Raw genomic sequence first — 25,500 nt, 5'->3', positions numbered from 1 at the left:
CTATGGAAACCATCACCATTCCCGTCTCCCCCGAAGTTGCCCAAGCCTATCAACAAGCAAATCCCGAACAACAAAGAGCTTTGCAAACTATGCTCAAGCTTTTTTTAGACGCCAACTTTATGGAGAAAAGTTTAAGTCAAGTCATGGAAGACATCGCCACTAAAGCCGAACAGCGGGGCCTAACCCCTGAAATCCTAGAAGCGATCTTGAATGATGATGCAGAATAAACGTTTTGTTGCTGACACAAATATTCTCGTCAGTGCGGGCTTAATTCGGCATTCTCTCCCGTGACAAGCCATCAACCAGATGGAGCAGATGGGAAAAATTCTCTATTCAGAAGCCACCCTATTAGAACTGAAAACCGTCCTTAATCGTAAGAAATTCGATAAATATTTAACCTTAGAAGAAAAACAACAATTTATCTTTAAATTTATCGAGAAAGCAGAGCTAGTTCACATCACAGAAACTATCACCGATTGCCGAGATCCAAAGGATAACAAGTTTCTTGAATTAGCTGTTAGTGGACAAGCAAACCTTCTCATCACAGGCGATCAAGACTTACTGATTCTCCATCCCTTCCGCACCTTGAAAATTATTACCGTTGCCGACTTCCTCAATCAAACCAATTGGCCAACGACAATCCCTCAAAACCCTGAAAATCTTTGATATTGCGTGTCACCAACGTTAGTCCATTAACAAAGGCGATCGCCGCAATCTGACTATCAACCCAAGAAGGTGTTTGACCCTTTGCCATAAGACTAGCCCGCATCTGCCCGTGCCAAATAGCTGCTTCCTGGTCATAATCGAAAACCGTGAGTCCGCCGTTTAGCAAACCATAGACATACCGCTCAATCAGTTCTCGTTTTCTTGAAAGAGGCAAACGTTGGTAGCCAAACACCAACTCATGAATAACCAGAGAAGCCGTTGCTACCTCCTCTCGATAGTTTTCCAGACAGGTTAAAACCCCCGGATTAGGCTGTAATTGCAGTGGCTCTGACAGAATATTAGTATCTAAAAGAAAACATAAAGTCATAACACCACATCACGTCCTGGTTGGCGATCTCGTAAATCGACCAAAAACGAATCATCTACCAATCCTTCCCCTGTTTCCTCAATCTCCGCCCGAATTACGCTTACGGTCTGCCACCATTCCGTCGGAAAATGAATCTTATCCCGATCACTCCCAAAAAGAGAAGGACGAGGGGGAGCACTCGACGAAGCAGGCTTAGACTTAAGGAACCTTGTAAAATCCAATACTTCCTGCTGTTTATCATCGGGAAGATCTTGGATTTCCTGAAGAATAGCTTGGGTTAAATTCATCGGATGAGAATCGAATGGAGAATGGTAACATGGTAACATTTAAGTTACTAAGCTGTGCTCGGCCATCAAGATTGAAGGAAGACAATAATGCTGACCAAAGAATTTTCAGAAACTGTCCAAGCATGTTTGCAAGACGATCAGGAATTCGCCATTGCCCTCTTCAACGAGGCGATCGCCGGACTGTTTAATGGTGAACCTGAATTGACTCGCCTTATCCTGCGTGACTTGGTTAACGCCACCATCGGTTTTGAAGCCCTGGCCACCCTCACGGATCGACCCAGTAAAAGCCTCCACCGGATGCTATCTCCTAGCGGCAATCCCACGATGGACAACCTCACCCTGATTCTAAGAACCCTGCAAGAAAAACTCAATATCCAAATTTCGATCCAAACCACCGTTCACCTTTAAAGCCTAAATGACTATTTCTTGAAAACTTGAACCGCCATGTCTCCGACCCTCCAACCTATCCTGTTCCAATTAAAACAGGCTCTACAAACCCTCTACGGCGATCGGCTCTGTTCCTTGACCCTATTTGGTTCTCAAGCCCGTGAAGACAGCCAACCCGAGTCAGATATTGATGTCTTGATTGTCTTGAACGGGCCGGTTAATCCTGGTGAAGAAATTAAAAGAACGGGCAAAATTGTGGCGGATCTATCCTTGGATTACGATGTGGTGATTAGCTGTCTTTTCATGGATGAAATCTATTACCAAACCCGTAATAATGCTTTACTGCGTAATGTCCGCCAAGAAGGAGTTTTGCTTTGACCGACGAACAAAGGGAACTTTTGTTCAAAGCCCAACAAAGCCTAGATGCCGCTAAACTTTTGCTGTCCAACGATTACCCCGATTTTGCCGCCTCCCGTGCCTATTACGCCATGTTTTATGTAGCCGAAGCCTTTTTAGAAGGGGAAGGCCTCACTTTCTCGAAACATTCTGCCGTTATTGCTGCCTTTGGACGAGAATTGGCCAAAACTCGGCGCGTTTCCTCCGACTTCCACCGCTTTTTAATTGAAGCTCAAGAACTCCGCACAACTGGTGATTATGGACAATTCAATGCTGTCACTGTTGATCAAGGGGCAGAGCAAATCCAGCGAGCCGAAGCCTTTTTAGCCCTTGCTGTTGAAAAAATTGGCCCATTATGAAAGCCGAACAGGTCGATCAAGCCCTCTATCAAAAATTTGTCACCGAACAAAAACGGCTAGTTTTTTGGCACGATCACCAGGGGGAATTTGCCGATTACATTGAGGCTGGACTGTCAGAAAGCCTTACCCAGGTGAATATCCTGCGGCCGGATCAGACAGGGGGTTTCTCCGCCAAACTTCAGCTAGAACGACACGACCCCACCGGGCAGTATTTAATCTATACCCAAGGGGAAAAGCCAGCGGTTGACCAGGATTTTTTATTGGACATCCGCCACTATAGCGCTGAATTCCATGCTGATATTGCCAGCATCTGGCTTCAGGAACTGGGATTGACCCATCTCTACCTACGGGAACACCTCAAAGCCCGGGCCACTTTTCTCAATGGCCAAGACCGCCGGCGCAAACTACAACGATTGGTCACTGCGACCGATGATGCTGTTAGTCTGGACCAGAAAATGATTGCTGTGGTGGTGAACGCCCCGGAAGCCACACCGTTTAATATTCTGCGATCGCTGTGCCATGGCCATCTGCAAGGGGAAAACTTCGACCTGACCAAGACCCCCGACAGTATCCAAACCCTGGAGAAGATGGACCTCGCAGAGGCTTTCTGGACAATGATGGAGTCTGAATTTGGCTATCAAAGCGATTCACCGAGCTTAGGAAATTTACTGCGCCGTCTGTTTATCTCGGAATTGTTAGAGCAACTACCAGCAGAAACCACGATCGCCGCTGTCTATCATTACGCCTTACCCCCATCTAACCGCCGCAATGCCAAAGTATTCCTGACCCAATGGCGGGATTCCCATAGTACGAATACTAGCTACAATGCCACCGCCCAGGCGATCGCCACAGAACTGGAGATCAAAGAACATTTACAGGATTTATCACTCACTACATTAGGGGATATTTTCACCTTTTGGGAGGTTGAGGCCCTGCTTCTATCCGGCTTAAAAGAACGCATATTACAGGCAAGACAAGCCATTGATGCCCAAGAATTAAGTGACCTGGCCCGCCGTCGTCAAACAGGTTACTGGTTAGCCAATGCCACTCCTGAACGCCCTAAGTCCTATGCCATAGCCCAAGCCTATGAAGCCCTCATCTGTGCGGTGGAATTGTTTACCCTGCCGGCTATCAATGCCATGGGCCTAACCTGGAACAGTCCCCAAGAGGCGATCGCCAGCTATTGTTCAGAGTTATACCGCTATGACCAGCTTTACCGACAATTTGTGACAGCGGCCCGCTATAGCCAAAACCAAGGCTGGGATTTGCTCAAATCCCTGGAAGCGGAGGTGGAAAATTTCTACAACTATGGTTTTATCCAACCCCTGGGCCTAGCCATGGACAACCTACTGGATGGAGGCTTTTTACAATGCTGGTCAATTCCTGGCTATCACTGCCAACAGGATTTTTACCGGCAGGTGATTGGCAAATATTTAGCCCAATCCGACCGCAAACGGGCTTTTGTCATTATCAGCGATGCTTTCCGCTACGAAGCGGCCCAAGAATTGGTAACCACACTGAATGGCAAATATCGCCTGGCGGCGGATCTGTCGTCACTGCTGGGAGTGTTACCTTCCTACACTAGCCTCGGCATGGCCAGTTTATTGCCCCACGATTCCCTAAGCTACGATGCCAACGGGGAAGTCCTAGCGGATGGCAAACCCACTAAAAGCACTGGCGATCGCCACGCTCAACTGCAAACGGTACAGGGAATGACCTGTCTGGCTAAAGACCTACGGCAGATGAAACAGGAGGAGGCCCGCCAATTTACCGAAGGAAAAAAGGTGATTTACATCTACCATGACGTGATTGATGATCGCCTCGATGGGGACAACAAAGAATCGGGCACGTTGGATGCGGTGACAGACTGTATCCGAGAATTGGCGGAGCTGGCCAAGTTCTGCGTCAATAAACTCAATGCCTCCAAGGTCTGGATCACCGCTGATCATGGTTTTTTGTTTCAGCAAAGCCAACCCGATGCCACCAGCAAAAGTAGCCTCAGCCAGAAACCTAGCGGCACCATTAAGACCAATAAACGATATTTACTGGGAACTAACCTAGGGGAAGTGCCGGAAGCACACCATGGCAGTACAGTACAAACGGCAGGCATGGCAGAAGGGCTAGAATTTTGGCTCCCTAGAGCGGCCAATCGTTTTCATTTTGTGGGCGGCTCTCGGTTTGTCCATGGTGGGGCCATGCCCCAGGAAATCGTTATTCCCCTAGTGACCGTCACCCAGTTAAGGGGCCAACAAGCGGCCCAGTCTAAAGTAGAAAAGGTTTCCCTCCAGGTTTTGGGCAATAGGTTTAAGGTAACTACCCCCAAATACCGTTTTGAGTTTATCCAAACTGAAGCTATTGGCGTGCGTCGTCAGCCCATTACCGTTAAAGTGGCTATTTACGAAGGGAATCAACCCGTCACCGCCATCGAAACCTTAATCTTTGATAGCTCCTCCGATAACATTGGCGATCGTACCCAGTCGGTTCTATTAACCCTAGGATCTGGGCCTTTCCATAAAAGTAACCCCTATCGTCTAGTTGTACGAGATACTGAAACCGATGGGGAAGTTTTAGGCGTGCCGGTAATCATCGACAGGAGCTTTGAGGATGACTTCTAACCCTTCAACGACGATGACCGGCGATCTTGATGCCCTGCTCAACCAACATTTTGCCGGGAAAGTGGTCCGTAAGGATCTGACCAAACTGGTTAAAGAGGGAGCAAACGTGCCTGTCTTTGTCCTGGAATATTTATTGGGAAATTACTGCTCTTCCCAAGATGAAGTCATTGTCAAAGAAGGCCTAGAAACGGTCAAACGAATCCTGGCAGACAATTTTGTCCGCCCAGACGAGGCAGAAAAGATCAAGTCCTATATCCGAGAAAAGGGCACCTACAAGATCATTGATAAAGTTAGCGTCAAGCTCAACGAGAAGCGCAATGTGTACGAAGCCGATCTGATCAATTTGGGCATTCGGGGCGTTGTTGTTCCCTCTAGCACTGTCAAACAATACGAAAAACTTCTGGTGGGAGGCATTTGGGCATTAGTCACCCTGGAATTCTTTTTTGAAGAGGGGCAGAAAGAATCTCCCTTTTCCGTCCGCCAATTAAAACCGGTCCAGATGCCCAATATGGATATGGAAGAGTTACGCCAGGGCCGACGACATTTCACCACCGAGCAATGGCAAGATGTCCTCCTGCGCTCCTGCGGCATGGAACCCACCACCTTGGATAAACGGGCAAAGTGGCATCTGTTAGCCCGCATAATTCCCTTCGTGGAAAACAACTATAACGTCTGTGAATTAGGACCACGAGGCACTGGCAAAAGCCACATTTATAAGGAAATCAGCCCCAATAGCATTCTCGTTTCTGGAGGACAATCCACCGTTGCCTCCCTATTTTACAACAAGGCTCGCCGGGAAGTAGGTCTAGTAGCAGTCTGGGATGTGGTGGCCTTTGACGAAGTAGCTGGTATCCGTTTTAAGGACCAAGATGGAGTCCAAATAATGAAGGACTATATGGCTTCTGGTTCCTTTTCCCGAGGAAGGGATGCCATCAATGCTTCTGCTTCCATGGTGTTCATTGGCAATATTGACAATATGCAAGCCCTGCTCAAAACCAGCCATCTCCTGGCCCCTTTTCCAGATGTGATGATTGACTCAGCCTTCTTTGATCGTTTCTATGCCTACATTCCCGGCTGGGAAATTCCGAAGATGCGGCCGGAGTTTTTCACCAACCAATACGGCTTCATTGTGGATTACTTGGCGGAATTCTGCCGGGAGATGCGGAAATATACCTTCAGTGATGCCATCAATAAGTATTTCCGCCTTGGGCGTGATCTCAACCAACGGGATACCATCGCCGTTAAACGTACCGTTTCTGGGCTTCTGAAATTACTCTATCCCCATGAGGAATACGATAAAGAGGGCATCAGGGAATGCCTGGAGTATGCCCTAGAAGTCAGACGTCGCATTAAGGAACAACTAAAACGCATCGGTGGCATGGAATTTTATGATGTCCACTTCAGTTACATCGACCTAGAAAGCAACGAAGAAAAATTTGTAGTGGTGAAAGAGCAAGGGGGCGGTAGTCTCATTCCGGAAGGACCCCTTAATGCGGGTTCCCTCCATACTGTTTGTCGCGGCAGTAGCGGTCATTTAGGGCTCTATCGCCTAGAAACCCAGGTCACCGCTGGCACAGGACAGCTTAAACTTTCTGGTTTTGGTTCCAATACTGCCGCCAAAGAATCAGTTAAAGTCGGCTTTGACTATTTCCGGGCCAACATCAATCAAATCCAAGCCTCCGCCAAACCTGGCGATCGCGATTTCCATATCCATGTGGTGGAAAGTCAAAACACTGGAGCCTCCACAGTATTAACTCTGGCTGGATTTATTGCTTTAGCTTCTGGACTGCTCAATAAACCACTAGAAGGACAATTAGTTGTGCTAGGCACAATGAGCCTAGGGGGAAACATTGTCCCAGTAGAAAACCTGGCAGAGTCCCTACAGGTAGCCGCAGATGCCGGAGCCAAACGGGTATTACTCCCCATGGCTAGTGTGACAGATATTCCTACTATCCCCGGCGAACTGTTTGCCAAATTCCAAACCAGCTTCTACTCAGATCCCAGGGATGCAGTTTTTAAGGCATTAGGCATTCATTGATACTGTCTAGCGTATTCAGTTTTTCAGGGTCATCTAAAGCATCAATCGAACATTGGAGTTTTTTCAAAATTTAGCAACTCGACGTGGCCTAATAATCAAGATCAGGTGGATTATCGATAAATTTCATTTTTCCACATGAGTCGTAACTATTAGTGCCCTTGACTGTATTTGCTAACCCTAATTTAATCAAAGTTAGTGAGTGACGAAAAACATTTCTAGGTACAGTTACTCCTTTATAAATATGAGCGATTTTCACCACATCAATGACAGAACGAGTGTAAAAGAAGTTCGTCTCTTTGTACAACTGACAAAGCCGTTTAAGGGGGTGTTTTTCGTGGGGAATAACTGAGCAGATTATATTGCTTTTTGCTCCATCAACATAAGCATATTTAAGTTCATTATCTCCTCCTTCATCTAGAGATTTAAATCGTATATATTTAATATGTTTGGAATTATCGTCTGAAACTACGGCTAATCCTTGCTTTGCTTTACCTTCAAATCTCTTGATTCTAACAAAGTGACAAGAACATCGATCTAAATAAAAAGATAAGTCGTAATATTCGTCTGCTATGCTTCTGTCTTGATGATATAAGTCAATGTATTTCATAAACTTGATTAACGCTAATTTTTTCTACAAATTAGGAGGACTATCCATAAACCTTATATCCCGACCTTGATTGACATACTTTGCTAATCCCAATGCGATCAGGGTTGAGGTATTATCGAAGGCACTGGCCATAATTGTTATTCCTTGGGAACAATGGGCTAATTCGACTAAATCATGAATGATTGAAACATAGGGAATGCCAGTCACTCTATGCAATTGTTTTAACCTTTTAACTGGATGATCCTTGTAACGGACAACGGAGGGAATAATTGTTTTTCCAGCAATTCTTAGATAACTAGAACAATAATCTCCTTCTTCTTCTGGTGTTTTTACTTCTATGCAACGTATATTATAAGGGTCATTTTGTAGTTGCAAGACCAATACTGTTTTTCTTCCATCATCAATAGTGCTTATGTCAGTGAAATAACATTCAGATAGTCCATCTAGATAATAGGCTACAGGTAAATAATTTTCTATCATTTACACTTCTTACGCATAGTATAATTACTATTATATCTTAAAGTCGACTTCAATTAGCGATCGCCTAGATAAAAAAGTTACTCAAATTGCTAGGGGAACCAACTCTATTTATCGGTATTATTCTGCTGTTAGCAGCCTGTCAGTGTGCTCCAGCTCAGATTTTATTAAGCAGTCGACGATTCTCGACAGATGTTGTAGTGGTAAACCTGATTTTGTCTGATAGAGCCTATGTAAATTTTTATAAATTAATCCTTACTTTCAATAAATTTAGCCATTACTATCACTTTCATAGCCGGAAACAAGGCTTTTACTATTATGGTTTCAGTATGTTAAGGTTTAACAACTTGTTTCCCCCGTCAGAGGACTGAAACTGTTTCAAGCAGTTCGATACCCTTTTCAACCCAAGGAGGTTGAGGTATTCCCACAAGGGGTAACCGAATTGCCTCTACAAGGTCGTCGACATCGTTCTCAAGCCCCCGTTCAATAGCTTCGGGTGTTGGGAAAGGGTTCTGAAGCGACTCATGGCCGCAGTGGCCAAAGTCAATCAGAAATGGCTTCCACATCCCTCCTCTTAACTCCAGGACAATATTGCCCCCATGGAGGTCATTGTGGATAAAGCCCGCATCATGGAGCAAAGCGGCGATTGCCTCATCTTCATTGCCGCCCATTTCCAGCACCAAAGCCGTTACCCCCAGCAAATGGCTGATGTAGGGCACTGGGGAACCCTTACGAAACTGTTGAGCATGTAAGTGGTTAGCTAATACTAGAGCATCGCCAAAGCGCGGGGTGAGGGGAGTGGGATGGGATAAATTCATAAAATTCGTTAACACTAACTTTGCTAATGGGAGTAAAGGGCCGCCATGGCCTGCACATCCGACGCCATCCGTTGCCGTAAATCCAGGGGAAATAGCACCTCTACATTGGGTCCCCAAGCTCGCAGACGCATAATGACGTTATTGTCTTGGTGGCGATAGTCCATGCGGAAATAACTATGGGTTGGTTCTTGTTCTCCTTGGACCTGCCATTGCTTAATTACCCGTTGTAACTGTTTTTTTTCGGCAGGCTGGAGCTGTTGTTGCCCCAGCCAAGTAGATAACTGCCGGACAGTGTCAAACTTTTTGAAGGTTTCATGGCGAAAACTTTCGTCAATATACCGTTCAGAAAAATCCTGATTAAAACGGAGCACCATGGTTTTAAGGGGTTTATAAAAATCAAAGCCAAAGCCCCGACTTAACTGGGTATCAATGTAATCAGCAGTAAACAAATTTTGTTGATGATATTGTTCCTGCAAAAGCAAAGGAATTTCTGGGTCAGACCAATCTAAATTGGCCATGACTTTAATGCGGTCAAGGCGATAGTTATACCAATCCAACTTATTTCTATCTTTGGGATCTTGGCCATAAGCACAAAGATATAAAGCCCGTTGGTAATAATAAATACAGACCGGATAGGTAATGCGTTTAACAAGGCGGTGTAAACTCACACTGTCATACTCTAGCCTAAGGATAGGAAACTCATTTTCCTGCCACAGTTGCTGAAAACGGTAGGGCCAATCATTATCTAGATCTCTTTTGGCTACCACATAATCAACGTGCATAAAAAACCGCTGTTTCTGACCCATAGTGGCCCGGAATAAATCCGGTACTTCACTGAGATCTTCTTGACGGATATAGGACAGATTAGGAAAATTAAAGTTAGCATCCACCAGCTTACTTTGGGCTAGAGAACTAAAATCAATTTCCTCTAGCTTGTGGAATTTATCACCTATTTTTTCTAAATAACCTAGTTTGACCAACTCCTTAAGGTTATTATTTATAGTCCTAGGAACACAGGCAAATAAACGATTTTTATCGTCATTAGATTTACTTTTTTCCCAGCTTAAGGTATCAAGAAAATCTTTAATATCAGCATCTCCCGCCAGATAACAAGTTTCCCGAAAATCTTCATACCACTGTTGTTGATCCGTTGCTAAATAGTCGGCAAATAACCATTGATGGATGGATTTATAGCAGGGACATTGGCTGTTGCTATGCTCCAAGCTATCTGTATTAAAATTTTGATGAAATAATTTCTGTTCTAAGAAAAATGCGTCACGCCACTCAGGGTAGGTAAAACTCTCGTTGAGATGGCAGTAAATGGGGTCAGATTCATGGCCATAGATGCAACGCAGAAGTACCCAAAGCCGTATTGCCTTGCCCAAATTAATCGGATTTTTCAAGCCCTTGCCTTGGAGCAGATGGGAAAGTAGGGGGACTGTGGGAGAATATTCAAACGTAGATTCCATGGGGCAAATTATCGTCGTTGCTGAATTAACCCTACTTTATAGGGTAATAGAAAACTAGTTTTCTATTATCGAGTATAGTAATTATTTCCTTTGCTAAGCAAAGATTTAGCTTCCCATGGTTAGTTATCATTTGCGCTTGAGGGAAAATACCCTCTACGTGGGCTTTAACCGAGAACAATCCGCCAGTGGCGATCGCCTGGTGCGGGATGCGGCCAGCCAAATTGATCAATTAATCCACCAGGGACAATTAACTGGGGGGGAACTGTTAAAGGTTGACGGGCCCCAGTCGGTTGCCATTGCCTATGTCCTGGCCCAAAGATTAACTCCCCTCTACGGGGCGATCGCCATCTTAGACCCCAAGGTTTGTCGGCCGGGCTATCGAGTTTACATTGTGGCCATCAGCCGTAATCCAGACTACCCATTAGGCAGTTTGATTGAAGTGGCTATTGGCGGCAGTGCGCTGCTGAAAGTAGCGGTGTGTGGCTTTCCGCAAACGGGGAAATCTTGCTTAATTGAAGGCATTCGCCAGGCCATCTGCGGCCAAATCGGCGCTCCCTATCCCTATGTGATCCGGGCCTGTCCCGACGGAGAAGGAGCGTGGTTGCATCAAACCCAAGTCAATAATCCTGCACTAGCAGAAAATCTCCGGGTCCAAAATAAGCGGGACTGGAATGCTACTTTTGCGGAAACGGCGGCGGATTGGGTGCGGTCTGCCAATGAAGCCATTAACCTCATTGATACCGGTGGTCTACCATCCCCAGAAAACCGTTTAATTATGGCCGAAGCTAGCCACGCCATTATTCTCTACAAAACTGTGGCAGAACGGGAGCAATGGTTAAACTTTTGCCAAGACCTGGGTTTACCCCCCTTGGCGATCGTTGAAAGTCGCCTGGGTAATGCCCCCGACGAGGTCAATCTTTCTGCCAAAGATCAACCTATTACTGGCGTGGTCTATGGTCTAAGCCGGGGTGAAGCTAATCTAAGGGATAAGTTAATGATCCAGGCGATCGCCCACCGTTTAATCGACCTGACTAGTTCTGAAAACTAAGTCAGCACATTGTACCTAATTTTAAGATAGAAAACGGGTTTTTCATAGTAATGTTCAATGGTAGTTGACTCTTAAGAAAAATTTGTTCTTATCCCCCTCTGGAGATTTGCCCCCATGGTCAGCATTCACATCACCCGCTATGCCATCCAACAACTGCGGAAACTGCGATCGGCGATGAATAATCGGGTTATTCCAGACATTTTTGACCAATTGTCCCTGGGGGGTATTGGTGGGACTCATATTCTGAGGCATAGTCGATGTACCGAGTATTGCAAGAGAAGACTTGAGGGAGGAGGCTACCTACGCCTATTTTTTGATGACCACAGTCCTAGTCACTGTACAGTTATTGCCGCTGTCCTAAGGGATGATGACACCTATGACCAGGATTTCGATGCCCTGCCCCGGAATCCCTGTTACGCATGGAATGGAGAAACAGGTTGGGAATGGGATTGGTACATTAACGAAGGTTATCTCTATTCAGCTCAGCCCAGTGATCAACAAATTAGAGATACCGATGAAGCCGTTAAAACCGATAATTACCGCCCCAATAATGGCAATAACCATCCCGACTACCATCGCGTTCCTTACTATTCCACCATTCATCAATCAGCCCCAGGCACAGGCAAAACCCTAAATGCTGCTGAGAAAGCCTGTGAATTGGCCTATCTAGGGCAAAATGTTGTCTTCCTTTTGCCGGAAGCATTAATCGACCAGCAGATAACCGAATACCGCTGTATTCGTCAAATTCTTCAGGAACCCGCCGGGGAAAATTTATTCATTGGCACCTTCCACCAGTGGTTAGCAGAAGCTTTTCCCCAATTGCCATTCCAGGCAGCCTCCCCGACGAAAGAACTAGCAATCCTGCAACAAATAGCCCAACAACATAGACATTGGCAAACCAGCGGCCGAGACCCCATCACTTACCGAGACATTTTGCTTTACCAGCTTTATGTCATTAATGAAAATTGCAGAGAGGATGATGTTTTTGGAGACAACAAGTCTCGAATTCAAGAACTGAGAGACATTCGACCTCAATGGTGGCAAGAGGCATGGACCGGGGAAGAACTCTGCCGCCGGGACTATACGCTGAAAGTTTTACAGTATTTTCAGCAAAATCCCCCTGCTACTCCTACTCCTAATTGGGGCACTAGCATCATCATTGATGAAGCCCAGGACTACCTGGTGGAGGAAATTGAAATTATCAAGCACCTTTGTCACCATTGGCAAACGGAAGCAAAACATCCAGTAAATCTCTGGCTCTTGGGGGACATCAACCAACGCATTGCCCCTGTTGACTTTACCTGGGGAGGATTACATCTTAATAAAACCAGAGAGTTGAAATGGGACAACTACCGCACCACCGAGTCCATCCTAACCCTAGCTAATCGCTTTCAAGCTAGGGCAAATGCATCTAAGCCAGAGGGTGCAAAATGGCTACCAAAACCAACAGATCCTAAATTCTGCTTTGAAAAACCTGGGGATACAGTTAAGCTCCTGGTTTATCCTGACTTGACCACAGCGGAAACCTTTTTGGATCCCCTGGTGGCCGCCATTTCCCAGCAAATTAGTGAATGGCAGGAAAAACACTCTCTGCAATGGCGTTTAGCGGCCCGGGCCAGACTGTTTTGCAGTGACCATTACCATGTCAGCCCAGACCGGGTGAAATTTCTGGAATTTATGCCGGTTTCCCAAGCTAAAGGGCGGGAATTTGACTCCTGTATTGCCTTTTGCTTATTCGATTTACCCCAAAATGGCGGTCAAATGGAGGCTTATACCAAATGGTACACCCAACTTACCCGAGCCCGTTCCCGTTTGCTCATTGTCACCACTGAGGCACAGTTAGCGCAGATGGGAGAAGAAATTTTTGAGAACTTAACCATTACTAAAGGTGAGAAAACCGTTAATGCTATTGAGCGACTAAATTACCAAAATCCACAAGAGGTTACCGATGCCCTCGGCTGGATTACGGAATTAACCAGCAGTTTGGACACGTCAGCCACAGGGCGACAAGGACTCAGGGAAATTATCCTGGAAAGCGCTTTGCAAAGCGATCCAATACTTTACTATGACTTATATTATGTACTGAAAAGCTATGACATTAGCAGTCAAGAAACAATGGCGATCGAAGCCGATATTGTCAACCTTTTATTTAACAATGCAGAATTACAAGCTCCTTTGAAGGTGTATTTTCAACAACCGGAAGTAGAGGAAGTACCCCGACTGCAAACATTAATTTACCGTTGTCTTGGCCAATCTTGGCAGGCAGCAGAAATAGCCCAGTCCCTAAAACAATCTGACCCTGGCACTTACCAAGAAGTGATGACTGGCATTCAGCAAGATTTACATCACCGTAATCTGCCTTTAGAAGCCGATCGCCTGGCAAGGTTTTATGGGCTAGAAACCTCTGCTAATGAGTTTGATAATGCTTCCTGGTTTAAGACATCAGATAAGCTCATTCCCCTGCTGAAAAACTTGACAGAAGAACGACTTAAGATTAGTTAAAATTTATTTTTCAAATCTGTCTCAATTATTAATTTCAATCTGGTAAAGCCATGACAAGTCAAAATTTTATTTCTGATCAAGACACCATTACTGCCCTGCAACAATTAACCGATTTAATTCACCAGGGATTACAGCAAGCTTGGGATCCTAATATTATTACCCAAGCCAAAGCTGAGATTAATCAAACAGCAGAGCAATGCAAGAGACAATTCCATACTATCCATCAAGATGTAGAAGATTTACAAGGCTCGCTCTCAGAAATTGACCAAAGAAGTGGACAGTTAACAGACAGTATTGTCACAGCAGAAAAAGTCACAGAAGTGATCACAAAAATGGGCGGCCCCGACCAACTGCGTCAAGACTTTGACCGCTTGGAACAGTTACGCTCCATCACTGGACAAATTGGCGAAGCCCAAGCTATGGCCCAACAATTGCAACAGCAAACGGAACAGCTACGCACCGACGGCGATCGCCTGGGGCAAACCCTAACCCAACTTGGGGGAGCGGACGCTTTGTTGGCCCAATTAGCCCAGTTAGAAGAAATTGCTTCCCAGTTAGCAGGATTAGATAGCCACATTGATCAAGTAACAACGGCGGTAATTGACCGTTATTTGCCTAATTTTGAAGCGGGCAAAGAACAAATCGCCCAATGGCGATCAGAGGTTAAGGATCAGTTAACTTCAACCTTGGCTAGCCTGGAACAGCAAAAACAGGAGATAAATGGATTAATTAAAGATTTAACCACAAAAAGTGGTCAAATTGGCTCCCAATTAACAGATTTAGAGCAACAACGGCTCAAACTAGAACCCCTACTAACGGCGATCGCCAAATTGGCAGAACAACTAGGGGGACAGGATTTACTGCAAAAGGTAGCGACAGATTTAGGGCTTTTAGATGAAACCATTGCCCAACAACAGCGAGAATTAGTTAGTCTAAAAACAGATTTACGGGTTGAGTTCCAACGGATATTTGATCAGGAGTTAGAGCAGTTTAAAAATGAACAACTACAAGTTAATCAGCGTTTACTTTCCGAAAATCGCCAGCTCAAGGAAGAAATTACTAAAATGTCCCAGGAATTAAATTACAACGCTGACCAGCTACGTCGCCTCCAAGCAATCAAATGCGATCGCCCAGTCTGGACGTTGAGCAACCTACGTCGTCCCACTCCCCCTTATTTACCATAGGGTTTCCAGTCACTTCCTGTAAAAATAATAAAAACATTCTTCATTAGTTTAGCTCAAAGGAAAAATTTGAATTGCACCAGTCAAAGACTGTAAATAATCTGAACGAGGAGATGCAGTAGCACCAAAAACGGTAACTACTTGGTAATCCCCCACATCTGCAATCCAGACCGGAGAGGGTTTAACCCCACCACGCACTTTGCCACAAAGATTGCCATCATAATTTAGCTCATCACGGTATTGAATCTTAAATTTATCACTATGTAATTGAGATAGGGCATAGGATTTACTATTACGACCTTGACCAGAGGTAACCACAATGCGACAATTTTGATCCGCTATTTCTTGCCAATTTTCCCTATTAACTTGCCCTACATTTCTTAGATTATTTAAGTTAATATTTTGCCCTGTCATTCCACTTAAAGCATCATAAAAGCTCCGCAAACGGCGTTTTAATAGCTTGGCAAAATCCTTCATAGAAAGCTCATCAAGATCATTCCAAGGATCAGGATCGGATTCAATAAATAAAGTTGAGCCTCGCCACCAAGGGGCATATTGACGATTTTGGCGAGAGTAGCAGGGTCTTCTTGCTCCTTGCCCAAGCCCACCTAAGTTAAACATTAACCAAGTCAAGTTCTTTAGTAAAGCTTGTAAGTCTTGGTTTGCTTCGGGTGCTTCAGGAGAAAAACTTAGGATCAAAGTTCCAGCCATTTCACCGGATTTATCATTGTTTCTTTGGGCTTCTTTTCGAGTAATAGAACTATTAATAATATTCACTCGCAAAAAGCCATGGGACTGAGTGGGAGTAATTGCCCCAAAAATCTTTCCTTCCCATTCTTGAACATCTCCAACAGACATTACACCCAAAGCAAAAACTCGGAACCAATACCGTAACATTGACTTAAACGCTGTCGGTCGCACTTCTGCTTCATTTTTACCCCGCATTTGCCAGTCTCCATGGTTATTTTGTTGCCACTGAGTAAACTTTTGATAACCGTGAATGAGCTGTCCTTCTAAAGCAAACTCTACCTCTAAAAATGGTTTATTCAGTAATTTCTTAGAATCTTCTAACAATTGTCCATAACCAGTATTTACCTGGGAACCTACCCCCGCCGCTAAGCCAGCAATCAGCCATTTTTTGACCTGGGTTAAAATTTGCTCGTCTGAACAGTTAGAAATTAAACGTAATCCAATTAAAAATGTTGGCTCTTTCAGCGAGAGGAACGGATTGGGATTAGGAGAATAGTCGAGATGATTTCCTTCCCAACTCCAGATATTGTTCGCCATATCCACCGCCAAACACTTGCCAGAGGTAGGATAGGCATCCAAAAAGACAACTTTGCCCGCCTGGTCTGCCTTATCCGCATCCAAAGCCCCAAAGTGTTTAACAATCAAGGAATCTTTTTCTGCATCTTTCCAGTTTTTGCCTGTGTTTTGCATCACCTCACGGATCGCCTGGGTTCGGGCCACTCCCCGTAAAGTTGCCGAGGGGATATAGGGCATTCCCAACGCATCAAACGCTGGTAGCAAAATGCTTTCTGGCCCCCGGTGTCCCCCCACTCGAATGCGCCATGGGCAAGTTACTTCAAAGGTTTCTTTGGCGATCGCCTTTGTTCGCTGATTGCAAACACTTAGACGGGCATCATAATTTTTGGCATTGTCCATTGCCATCTGAAGAATTTGCACTTTTGTTGTGGGGTCTGTTGGATCTTTCCCGTTTTGACCAGGATTACAGTTAATTTGCCGCATCCAGCGGAGATATTCGACAAAAGAAGCTGTTTTATGGGGACTAGGATCAGGTTCATTTTCACGTTGTAGCCAAGGAGAAGGAGGTTGATTTTGACCATGGCCTCCACCACTATGACCACCGCTTCCACCCCCTTTTTTGCCCCCACCATCACCGCCAGTGATAGGTGTTGTAATAACTTTCTTTTTAGGTAAATTTTTCTGAGTGGCTTTTCCCCCTGAATTTGTTGCCATGGAGGAGTGTGTGCTTTTCGGTTTTGGTTTTTCTATTGGATTAGACATGATGATTTAAAACTAAGAGTTTTTAAGAATTGTAAAATGCTAATTATTGTGCGCCGGTGATGTCGTGATAAACAGCATTAGCCCAAAAACCAAATTCATTAGCTAGTTCAATGGCTAAACCTGTTAAGCCGAGATACTCATTAGCGGAAAGTTTAACAAAGTTTTTTAAATCATCGTCTCCTGCTAAATCATTTCGTTCAGCAAGCTCCTGTAAATATTTAAAAAATGACTTGACAACTTTTCGACGTTCGTCTTGCTCTTTACTGATTGCCTTTTCTTCAGCTTTCAGTCGCATCAGCCCCCAAGTTGAAAGGTAGGTATAAATTTCCATTGCCTGATTTTTTTGGTCTTTGAGACCTTTTTTAGCTTTCTCAAAATCAGGAACTAATTTTTGATGTTCTTTGCGTAGGTTTGTCAAAGCCTCAAACGCACATTTGTTTAAAGTTCGTGGATCGAAGTTAGGCATGATTTTCTCCTATTTTTGCTGTTCTAAATAAAATCTAAAAACACTCAACAAAACCCCTTCCCAAGCTTTCTTGTCCCCCAATTTGCATAATTGCATTGACAGTTAATAAGTCTTGAAACTGTTCGCCCGCCTCCTGATTGCCCTTAGCTTGGGCAGTAATACCCCAGGGGAAATACATCAATGTATCAGGGGGAATTGCTTCTTCGTAGCGAAAGCCACCATCAACAGTTTTATGTTGATCTAACTTGATCTTGACCTGTCGCCAAAGTCCCATTTGGATTACCGTTGCACAATGCTGATCTGGCAATACTAATGCTCTTTCAATAGCTACGTTAGACTGATGAGGAGTAAATTTTTTAGCTTGCCCTTTATCCCAATTAATTAATTCACTACTATCAAAAATAGCATCCTTTAAATAAACTTTTTCGTTAGCTTGATGGAAATTGTACAAGTAAGGGACGATCGCCGTTTGGGAAGTGACTTTAGCAACCCTGGCATAGCGATTGAGCAATAGGGGACAACTAATCCAAATCACGCCATGGCTAAGGGAAGGTACAGGAAGCCAAAGCAAAGAACCATCCCCAACCCAAACACTGCCCTGGGTTAAATTACCATTGTCACTGTTTAGATCATTGCCAAATAAAGCGTCCCGTTTATTGTCATCCACAGCGGCCCGCAAACGACCCCGAATGGTACTAGAAGGAATGTAGGGAAAATTAGTGTGGGACTCCCGGGCAATGCCCAATAAATTGCCTTCCTGGGTGGTGCCGCCGGTATGGAGGGGGGAGAGGAGATATAGATGTTGAATGTTCATGAAAATGGGGAATAGAAGAACAGTCAATCTATTAGTTGCTCCCTGGGGAGCGTTGCCATAAAAGCCGAGGAATAATGAGGAAAGTTAGTGATGGGTTTAGTTTTTACCGAGATTCCAGTAAGTTAACCCAAAGCAAATGGGAATAACCTAATTTTCTGGTTTGTTGTAAATGTTTGGGGGCATTATCCTGATCGGCAAATAAACCCTGGGGTTGGTTCAGGTAATAAACAGTGCCTGGTGGGGCGGCAAACACCTGGGGGGCAGGGATGCTATGGCCTGGATTGCGCTGACGATCCCGAATGCGGGGGCTAATGGACACAGCCCGATCCGTCGCCATGGAGATAAAGGAACCTTGATTGTGAGTTAGTTTCCACTCCCAGGGATAGGGACGACAGGTGGAAACCCCATCCCGGCCCCGCTCAAAAATGCCTGGGGTCATTAAATAGGCGATCGCCTTTTGCCGTTGTTGATAGTTCTGGTCGGACAATATTTGCAGGCGTTGCCATTGTTGGTCTAAGGCCGGCTGATGGGCCAGGGTGACTCGATGGCCTTCTCCCCCCAGTCGCATGGAAAGGGGTTGGGGAAAACTCTGCAATTGTTGATGGGTTGTCTGGTCAACGGCGATCGCCAACGACCAATTTTCCTTTAAGCGAATGCCATTTTCCACAAAGTAACCATCGCTGTCCTTAACCTGACGAGTGCCAGCTTCAATGGAATTGTGGGGGCGACTTTCCATGGTCCAAGGTTGACTATCTTCGTCCTCCGGTCGGGCCCAATCCTCCGGTTTAATGGTCCCGGTTTGCAAGTAACCCATCATCACATCTAAGGGCAACCAAGTACGGGCTTCTTTTTCGTCCCGTTTTATATCTTTCTGAGAAACAGTTTCCAGCGGTGCTAAGGGGGCCGGCTGGGTTTTATCCCACAACATCTGACTTTGTAAGGGACTGGTGGCATCGTGCCAAGGCAAAGGTAACAGGGGGGTTTTGCCGACAAAGCCCAACGGTCGAGGAAAATAAAGGGTTTCCTTATGACACAACAATGGCCCTATTAAGCTGATGGTTTGATTCTGGGGCAACAAACTCCGGACTGCTCCCGCTAAGGTATGACCATTGGGGGGAAAAATACTGCCAGCCCAGGCCCGATCGCCAGGGGTGAAGGGTTTAGCATCCCGGAGTAGGAGAATATCGAGGGGAGTGAGGCTATACCAATACATAATTAGGAATGGGGAAATTTAATGTGACGGTTCCGTTTCATAAATGCGGCAACTTTAAGCCAATTTTTGGCTTCTTTTTCCCGATCATTGGGGTTAGTGGTTTGCCAAAGTTTGATCAAAAAGCAAGCTAAATGGGATCTCAAAGTTGCTTGTTGATCTTTGTGCAAATTACTGCGGCGCTCCACTAATACATTGACCCAGGGCATAATTGCTTCCCGGACAGGAATGGAATGCTGGTCTAAAACTGTAGCGGCGGTTTCATAGGTGGAAGCATCCAAATCGTCAATGGCCACTAACTCTTGCCATGCCCTAAACGTGTCAAATTTGCTGGTGGCTTTCAAGCTGTTGCCGTTGCCGTAGATGATACGAACCTGTACTGCATCCTTAGATTTTTTACTCCCTTCTTCTTCGTACTCATGTTCCTTGGCTTCCTCTTCTGCTTCCCAAAGATGCTCCAAGGCGATCGCCAGGGGGACAGAATGATGGGCAATGGTAATGCCAAAGCTAATGGTGGCCCCATCCCCCATGGTAAACAAGGGCCGTTGGGGCAAGTTTTTGCGGGCAGTTTTTGAGCGCCAATAATGCCCCGTGCTGTCAAATTCGTTGTGTTCATCGTGATCGCCGCGAAAGGCTTGGCGAATATCCCACAACCATTGATCCCATTCCCACAGATTGGTGTAGGCCAGTACGTCATCTCCACCGCTATAAATTAATCTGCCTGCATATCTTTGTTCAGTGAGATAGGGCACCAATTGGTTAGAAAAATCCAGCAGGGCTCGGCTAAGGGCGTTATGGGTAGCGGGACCCATCCGTTTAGGCTGTTTGCTAAAGGGTTCAAAAGTTGGCTTTAGGTCTTCCAGCACAGTTAAAACTTGGGGAAAGTAATCGCCGTAGGTTCTCATTTTGGTGCCCTTGAGCCATTCACTCATGCCATCCCCGTCCCCCGCGGCTAAAACATACCAACTAGTGGGATTATTCTGGGGATAAAATTTTTCTATTTCTGTTTGCAATGCTTGGCGATAACTGGGCAACTCTATTTGGTCGAGATCTTCCAATTCTTCCACTAACCAACCCGAATTTAATAGCCGGGGATGATATTTTTTCTCCATGTTTTCTTCGACCCAGGGAATCCCCCAATCTTGGGTAACAGAATCGGCCACTTTATGGCGATCGCCAAGGATTTTTTGGGAGATGGCGGAGCAGGCCTGCTGAAAAATGGGTAAACCATCCGGTTGGGTTTTTAAATATCCCGCTATGCCCACCGTGAGGTCTGGGTAATAGGTTTTTAATTCCTTGGCTCCCCGTCCCAATAATGCAGGCAAAACTTTTTCCAAACCCCGCTTCACTGTTTCCGTGGCATTTAACTGTTCACTGCCATCAAATAACCCTGCCTGTCGTTGCCAATATTTTTGCGTATCTCCCTCTGTAACCCAATCTCGTTGGTGACTAGGGGCTTGGGGATGGACCACTGGCCCAAGGCCGGAAATGGTGGATCGGGGGCCAAAGGCAGTGGGAATTTTCCAGTTGCGGGCATTTTTAACCGCACTAAGGGTAAATCTGGTTTGGCCAAAGATATCTGCCCACCAGGAACCCACATTTAAGCTACCCGCATAGTTACGGTTCCGTTGCTGGATAAACAAATCCGTAGATTTTTCGATAAAGTCCAATTCTTCCTGGGCAAATAAACTGGCGGAAAATGCTTCATTTTGTTCCCTAACCCATTGGTCTCGCTGGGCTTTACTTTCAGGCGTTTGGGTGGGAATGCCCACACTTTTTAAGGTTTTTCCCTCCGCCCCGATCGCCATGGCACTCCAATAGGTCTGCCACTGGGCATCAAGCCAATGCTTCCAAGTGGGATCGGTTTGGTTTAAGTTTTTTTGCCAATGTCGTTGTTGCAATTGTGCAAAGACTAAATGGGCAATATTTCGCCAAGCGTTTAGTAGATGATTTTTGGCCGATTGCATGGCGGCGCTGACTTTTTCCTTGGGCAGTACCAACATAATTACGTTGGGAAATCCCGCTGTTAATAATTGGCGATCGCCTGGCTGGGGCACCCACTGACTAAAGCCTTGCCCACCATATTTTTCTAGCAACCAATGGTCGATCAAGGGTTGACTGTACAGGCTGGGGTACAGGAAACAATCGGGGCCATACTGCTGGGCCAATTCCCAACAAACTTTGGCGGACAAGTAGTGCAATATCCAAGACCCGGCCCAAAAGTCTTTGATTTTACGGCTGGCTTTAATTAGTTCTTGAATGGGGCTAAAGGTGAATACGGCCAGATAAGCTTGGGATTTGGGCGTATTTCTCGCTCCTTTGGCAATGTCTTCAATGTTGGTGTCATAGCCCGCCAATGCTCCGGCTAAGGCGGCGGTCATACTGCCATGGCTCCAGATGGAAGCGTCGGGTAAACGGGTTTCCGCTGGCATTAACAGGCTCTCTGCACCAAATTGTTGGGCCACTACTTCGGGCAAACATCGCCATAACCACCAAAAGCATTCCTGGGCTTTGTCTGTACCCTGGAGAAATTCCGCTGGCATTTGCTGGATCAGCTCTAATTCTTTTTGATCTAGGTAAGTACGTCGATTACCTTGGCCAATAATTTCGCTATGATTTGCTAGTTTTAATGGCAGCTTAGCCCCGGATAGGAGATGGGAAAGTTCGAGCCCGTTGCCGTCATAGTCTATGGGCGTACCAATATAATGAATGGCTCCCCGATCGCTGGCGGAGGCTATTAGATCGGACAAACCAATATGATCAAGCCAACTATTGCTCAGTTCACCGTCTTTTTTTTCTGTGCTGGATTTAGGTGATACCCAATTTTGCATACAGCCCAAGGACTGCCAAGCTCCCTCTCCTCCTCTTCCAGAGTTGTTATGCAGGGCTTTGAGGGCGGGGTCGTGGAGTAGCCCCCAAATTTTTGCTTGCCAGTAAACTTCAGACACAGGCTGATTTCCTTTTGGTCTTGGAATTGCAGATTTCAGTTCAAAGCCATTAAGCAACTTTGATTCCGTTAGCCTAGCGGACTTCCCAAGGAAAAGAACAAATTTTAGCTTTTCTTAATACTTGTGTTTAAAAAACTTCATACTATTTTTGTGGTTAGGGGAGTTAAAATTTCGGCAACTTTCCTCACTGTGTCCCGTAGCATGTATTCCCCTTCCCGACTTCTCTTTGCCCGCAATCTTGTCCTGGCTATTGCCAATGGTCTGATCACTTTGGTGATTTTGCTTATTGCCCCTTTGGGTTTGGCGGCGGTGATTATCAATACCCTGTTGGTGGCCTGTTCGACTTTCATGCTCAGTGTTTTTGGTGATGTTGTGGTGCGGTGGTTGCTCCAGGGGACTAATCCCCATGGTCTACCCACTAATGCTAATCCAAATGTCGGTATTACTCCTCAAACTTCCCATCAACCTATCCAAAGGCGGGACCGCTGGTGAAAACTCTCTATGTTTCCCAATCTGACTGTTATGTTTCCCTAAGAAAGGAGTTTCTGTTGGTGAAGCGTCAGGATCGGATTTTGGCGGAGGTGCAACTGCTTTTTTTGGAACAGGTATTGATTTTTGGCAAGGCCCAGGTCACTACCCAGGCGATCCACGCTTGCCTGAGTCGCAATATTCCTATTCTGTATCTTTCCCGCATGGGTTTTTGCTACGGCCGTATTATTGCGATTGAACGGGGTTATCGTCATCTGAGCCGATACCAGCAGGAGCTTGGCTGGCAACAACGGTTGATTACCGCCCGTACCATTGTGACGGCGAAAATAAAAAATGCTCGAGTTTTTCTCCAACGCCAACACCGCAAGCACCCCACCCCTTCTCTTCAATTGGCGATCGATGGGCTAAAGCACTTTGTTGAGTTAACAATAAAAGCTGAGAGGCTAGAACAACTGTTGGGCTATGAAGGCACAGCGGCTAATCTTTATTTTCAAACTTGGGCAGATTGCATCAAAAATTCTAACTTTATCTTTTTTGGTCGTTCCCGTCGTCCCCCTGGTAATCCGGTTAATGCCATGCTTAGTTTTGGCTATCAGGTGCTTTGGAATCATTTACTAACTTTGATTGAATTGCAGGGGTTAGACCCCTATCAGGCTTGTCTACATCAAGGTTCGGAACGCCATGCGGCCTTGGCTTCGGATCTAATTGAGGAGTTTCGAGTCCCTATAGTGGATTCTTTGGTTTTGTATATGATCAATCGTCGTTTGATCGATGTAGGGGAGGATTTTGTCTTCCAAAATGGTGGTTGTTTTCTCAATAGCTCCGGTAGAAGAAAATGGCTGGGAGCTTTTGTGGGCAGAATGGAGAAAGTTTTGTCTTTTGACCAGGGTGATTTTCCCCGCTGGCATTGTCTAATCGATCAAGTAAAAAAATATAAGGCTTTTATTTATTCCCCTTCTAACAGTTATTCTCCTTTTTTAATTCGCTAATTGATGTTTCTCTATGTTATTGCCTACGATATTCCTGATGATCGCCGTCGTAAAAAGATGGCCGATTTATTGGAAGGTTATGGCCAAAGGGTGCAATATTCTGTATTTGAATGTACGTTATCTAAGTCTAAGTTTAATGAATTGCAAAAGCGTCTCCGCAAAATTTATCAATCGGAGGAAGATAGTTTGCGTTTTTATCCTTTGTCTGGGCATACCCTCACCCAGGTTGATATTTGGGGAGAACCTCCATTAACTAAGCCCCCCGGTTCAGTCATTGTCTAAAATCTATGCTGATTATTGGTGTACCATTGCGAGGCTGTTGGAAAATCGCTGTAATGTCCGTTTTTCGCTGCGAGCCTCGATGGTTTGGTGTATAAGGGTTTCAGCCGCTATTTTTACATTGAGCTTTTCCGATTATAGTCAGTTTTTGCTGAGCCTCGCAAATGAGGATTGGATGCCTTGTCCCGTAAGGCTTTAAAATGGAGACAGTCTCCACTCGTAGGAGAAATTAATTGATTGGAAACTACCGACCGGGCGGGCAGTGCAAGCGCTGTTTTTAGCACGGGTCTCCACTCGTAGGAGAAATTAATTGATTGGAAACCGCAAAAAGGTTGTAAGGAGCAGCATGGATGCCAAACATGTCTCCACTCGTAGGAGAAATTAATTGATTGGAAACCAGGAAATAGATAACTTCCTTGCCGTTGGGCTGATACAGCCCGCTGTGTCTCCACTCGTAGGAGAAATTAATTGATTGGAAACAAAGGTTGTTCTTGAGGCGATTCCAGCCACACAACCAATGTCTCCACTCGTAGGAGAAATTAATTGATTGGAAACATGTGCCGCCAGCCAGTCGATCTGTTCGCTGCAATGCAGTCTCCACTCGTAGGAGAAATTAATTGATTGGAAACTAAACAAACAGAAGATTGAGGAAGTCCATGTTGTTGTCTCCACTCGTAGGAGAAATTAATTGATTGGAAACTAAACAAACAGAAGATTGAGGAAGTCCATGTTGTTGTCTCCACTCGTAGGAGAAATTAATTGATTGGAAACTTGCGTAGTTCTTTTATTGATTTTTTGTCTAAAGAAGGTCTCCACTCGTAGGAGAAATTAATTGATTGGAAACGATAAACGCCGGTGACAATTTAGTTATAAAGAAGGAGTCTCCACTCGTAGGAGAAATTAATTGATTGGAAACCTGATGAAGTCTTGGGGAGTAAATGATCCCAACTCGTCTCCACTCGTAGGAGAAATTAATTGATTGGAAACGTAGTCGCCCACGGCACTACTATGTTCACATTCCGTAGTCTCCACTCGTAGGAGAAATTAATTGATTGGAAAC

General features: G+C 45.3%; 24 protein-coding genes and 1 CRISPR repeat array (1 of these 25 only partly in view). Of the genes, 13 read left to right on the top strand and 11 right to left on the bottom strand.

Going from position 1 to position 25,500, the window contains the following annotated elements; translation table 11 throughout:
- Window positions 1-2: 2 nt before the first annotated feature.
- Window positions 3-227, top strand: coding sequence for a hypothetical protein (locus D082_RS16360; RefSeq protein ID WP_028946548.1), 225 nt, complete (start codon window positions 3-5; stop codon window positions 225-227).
- An 88-nt stretch (window positions 228-315) separates the two neighbouring features.
- A complete protein-coding gene (locus D082_RS16355; protein WP_369796150.1) occupies window positions 316-666 on the top strand; it encodes a putative toxin-antitoxin system toxin component, PIN family in 351 nt (116 codons plus the stop codon).
- Here D082_RS16355 and D082_RS16350 read toward each other — a convergent pair.
- Together D082_RS16350 and D082_RS16345 are read right to left on the bottom strand one after the other, a co-directional pair.
- Window positions 614-1,033: a type II toxin-antitoxin system VapC family toxin gene (locus tag D082_RS16350; protein WP_028946547.1), complete on the bottom strand. Its 420-nt coding sequence runs from the start codon at window positions 1,031-1,033 to the stop codon at window positions 614-616. The two genes, D082_RS16355 and D082_RS16350, sit on opposite strands and share 53 nt — an antisense overlap.
- Window positions 1,030-1,320, bottom strand: a complete 291-nt coding sequence (locus tag D082_RS16345) for a DUF2281 domain-containing protein (RefSeq protein ID WP_040122982.1) — start codon at window positions 1,318-1,320, stop codon at window positions 1,030-1,032. Before D082_RS16345 ends, D082_RS16350 begins: the two co-directional genes overlap by 4 nt.
- 84 nt (window positions 1,321-1,404) lie before the next feature.
- On the opposite strand from D082_RS16345, the gene D082_RS16340 reads away from it, so the two are divergent.
- Genes D082_RS16340 through brxL form a run of 5 tightly spaced genes read left to right on the top strand, consistent with a single transcriptional unit; the run spans window position 1,405 to window position 7,115 of the window.
- Window positions 1,405-1,728 carry a DNA-binding protein gene (locus D082_RS16340; protein WP_028946546.1) on the top strand — a complete coding sequence of 108 codons (324 nt, stop codon included), beginning with the start codon at window positions 1,405-1,407 and terminating at the stop codon, window positions 1,726-1,728.
- A 36-nt stretch (window positions 1,729-1,764) separates the two neighbouring features.
- The gene (locus tag D082_RS16335; protein ID WP_028946545.1) at window positions 1,765-2,085 is read left to right on the top strand and encodes a nucleotidyltransferase domain-containing protein; all 321 of its coding nucleotides are present in this window, start codon (window positions 1,765-1,767) and stop codon (window positions 2,083-2,085) included.
- Window positions 2,082-2,462, top strand: a complete 381-nt coding sequence (locus tag D082_RS16330) for a HEPN domain-containing protein (protein ID WP_028946544.1) — start codon at window positions 2,082-2,084, stop codon at window positions 2,460-2,462. The genes D082_RS16335 and D082_RS16330 overlap by 4 nt, the downstream gene beginning before the upstream one ends.
- Window positions 2,459-5,077, top strand: coding sequence for a BREX-1 system phosphatase PglZ type A (gene pglZ, locus D082_RS16325; protein WP_028946543.1), 2,619 nt, complete (start codon window positions 2,459-2,461; stop codon window positions 5,075-5,077). The genes D082_RS16330 and pglZ overlap by 4 nt, the downstream gene beginning before the upstream one ends.
- Complete coding sequence (gene brxL, locus D082_RS16320; RefSeq protein ID WP_238546911.1) at window positions 5,067-7,115, top strand: protease Lon-related BREX system protein BrxL; 2,049 nt, start codon at window positions 5,067-5,069, stop codon at window positions 7,113-7,115. The genes pglZ and brxL overlap by 11 nt, the downstream gene beginning before the upstream one ends.
- 88 nt (window positions 7,116-7,203) lie before the next feature.
- Here brxL and D082_RS16315 read toward each other — a convergent pair whose 3' ends face one another.
- From D082_RS16315 to D082_RS19190, 4 genes are all read right to left on the bottom strand, one after another.
- Window positions 7,204-7,722, bottom strand: coding sequence for a hypothetical protein (locus D082_RS16315; RefSeq protein WP_028946541.1), 519 nt, complete (start codon window positions 7,720-7,722; stop codon window positions 7,204-7,206).
- A gap of 24 nt (window positions 7,723-7,746) precedes the next feature.
- The gene (locus D082_RS16310) at window positions 7,747-8,202 is read right to left on the bottom strand and encodes a hypothetical protein (protein ID WP_028946540.1); all 456 of its coding nucleotides are present in this window, start codon (window positions 8,200-8,202) and stop codon (window positions 7,747-7,749) included.
- 356 nt (window positions 8,203-8,558) lie between these two features.
- A complete protein-coding gene (locus tag D082_RS19195; protein WP_028946539.1) occupies window positions 8,559-9,017 on the bottom strand; it encodes an HD domain-containing protein in 459 nt (152 codons plus the stop codon).
- Window positions 9,018-9,040: 23 nt separating this feature from the next.
- Window positions 9,041-10,486 (bottom strand): TIGR03985 family CRISPR-associated protein, encoded by a 1,446-nt coding sequence (locus D082_RS19190; RefSeq protein WP_028946538.1) that lies wholly within the window; start codon window positions 10,484-10,486, stop codon window positions 9,041-9,043.
- A gap of 115 nt (window positions 10,487-10,601) precedes the next feature.
- Here D082_RS19190 and D082_RS16295 point away from each other — a divergent pair, with 115 nt between their 5' ends.
- The 3 genes from D082_RS16295 (at window position 10,602) to D082_RS16280 (ending at window position 15,220) form a co-directional block, all read left to right on the top strand.
- A complete protein-coding gene (locus tag D082_RS16295) occupies window positions 10,602-11,534 on the top strand; it encodes a hypothetical protein (protein ID WP_028946537.1) in 933 nt (310 codons plus the stop codon).
- Window positions 11,535-11,648: 114 nt separating this feature from the next.
- Window positions 11,649-14,036: a hypothetical protein gene (locus tag D082_RS19185; RefSeq protein WP_238546910.1), complete on the top strand. Its 2,388-nt coding sequence runs from the start codon at window positions 11,649-11,651 to the stop codon at window positions 14,034-14,036.
- Window positions 14,037-14,086: 50 nt separating this feature from the next.
- A complete protein-coding gene (locus tag D082_RS16280) occupies window positions 14,087-15,220 on the top strand; it encodes a hypothetical protein (protein WP_028946536.1) in 1,134 nt (377 codons plus the stop codon).
- 48 nt (window positions 15,221-15,268) lie between these two features.
- On the opposite strand, the gene D082_RS16275 is transcribed toward D082_RS16280, so the two are convergent.
- The 5 genes from D082_RS16275 to cas10 form a co-directional block, all read right to left on the bottom strand.
- Entirely contained in the window at window positions 15,269-17,197 is a 1,929-nt protein-coding gene (locus D082_RS16275) for an RAMP superfamily CRISPR-associated protein (protein WP_081857712.1), read from the bottom strand.
- A gap of 91 nt (window positions 17,198-17,288) precedes the next feature.
- Window positions 17,289-17,711 (bottom strand): hypothetical protein, encoded by a 423-nt coding sequence (locus D082_RS16270; RefSeq protein WP_028946534.1) that lies wholly within the window; start codon window positions 17,709-17,711, stop codon window positions 17,289-17,291.
- A 34-nt stretch (window positions 17,712-17,745) separates the two neighbouring features.
- Entirely contained in the window at window positions 17,746-18,525 is a 780-nt protein-coding gene (gene cmr4 / locus D082_RS16265) for a type III-B CRISPR module RAMP protein Cmr4 (RefSeq protein WP_028946533.1), read from the bottom strand.
- Between the two features lie 103 nt (window positions 18,526-18,628).
- The gene (locus tag D082_RS16260; RefSeq protein ID WP_028946532.1) at window positions 18,629-19,738 is read right to left on the bottom strand and encodes a type III-B CRISPR module-associated protein Cmr3; all 1,110 of its coding nucleotides are present in this window, start codon (window positions 19,736-19,738) and stop codon (window positions 18,629-18,631) included.
- 2 nt (window positions 19,739-19,740) lie between these two features.
- On the bottom strand, window positions 19,741-22,683 hold the full coding sequence (gene cas10, locus D082_RS16255; RefSeq protein WP_028946531.1) for a type III-B CRISPR-associated protein Cas10/Cmr2: 2,943 nt from the start codon (window positions 22,681-22,683) through the stop codon (window positions 19,741-19,743).
- A 123-nt stretch (window positions 22,684-22,806) separates the two neighbouring features.
- Between cas10 and csx18 the strand changes: the two genes are divergently transcribed.
- From csx18 to cas2, 3 genes are read left to right on the top strand one after another with little or no spacing between them, the layout of a single operon-like run.
- Window positions 22,807-23,175 (top strand): CRISPR-associated protein Csx18, encoded by a 369-nt coding sequence (csx18, locus tag D082_RS16250; protein ID WP_051738958.1) that lies wholly within the window; start codon window positions 22,807-22,809, stop codon window positions 23,173-23,175.
- A complete protein-coding gene (gene cas1 / locus D082_RS16245) occupies window positions 23,172-24,161 on the top strand; it encodes a CRISPR-associated endonuclease Cas1 (protein ID WP_028946529.1) in 990 nt (329 codons plus the stop codon). Before csx18 ends, cas1 begins: the two co-directional genes overlap by 4 nt.
- A 3-nt stretch (window positions 24,162-24,164) precedes the next feature.
- The gene (gene cas2 / locus D082_RS16240) at window positions 24,165-24,443 is read left to right on the top strand and encodes a CRISPR-associated endonuclease Cas2 (protein WP_011153761.1); all 279 of its coding nucleotides are present in this window, start codon (window positions 24,165-24,167) and stop codon (window positions 24,441-24,443) included.
- A gap of 206 nt (window positions 24,444-24,649) precedes the next feature.
- A CRISPR array of direct repeats spans window positions 24,650-25,500; the repeat unit is 36 nt; unit sequence GTCTCCACTCGTAGGAGAAATTAATTGATTGGAAAC; it runs 219 nt beyond the window's last position.

This window comes from Synechocystis sp. PCC 6714 (assembly GCF_000478825.2).
In the GTDB taxonomy this organism is placed as follows: domain Bacteria; phylum Cyanobacteriota; class Cyanobacteriia; order Cyanobacteriales; family Microcystaceae; genus Synechocystis.
This window is presented reverse-complemented; position numbering and strand designations above follow the sequence as displayed.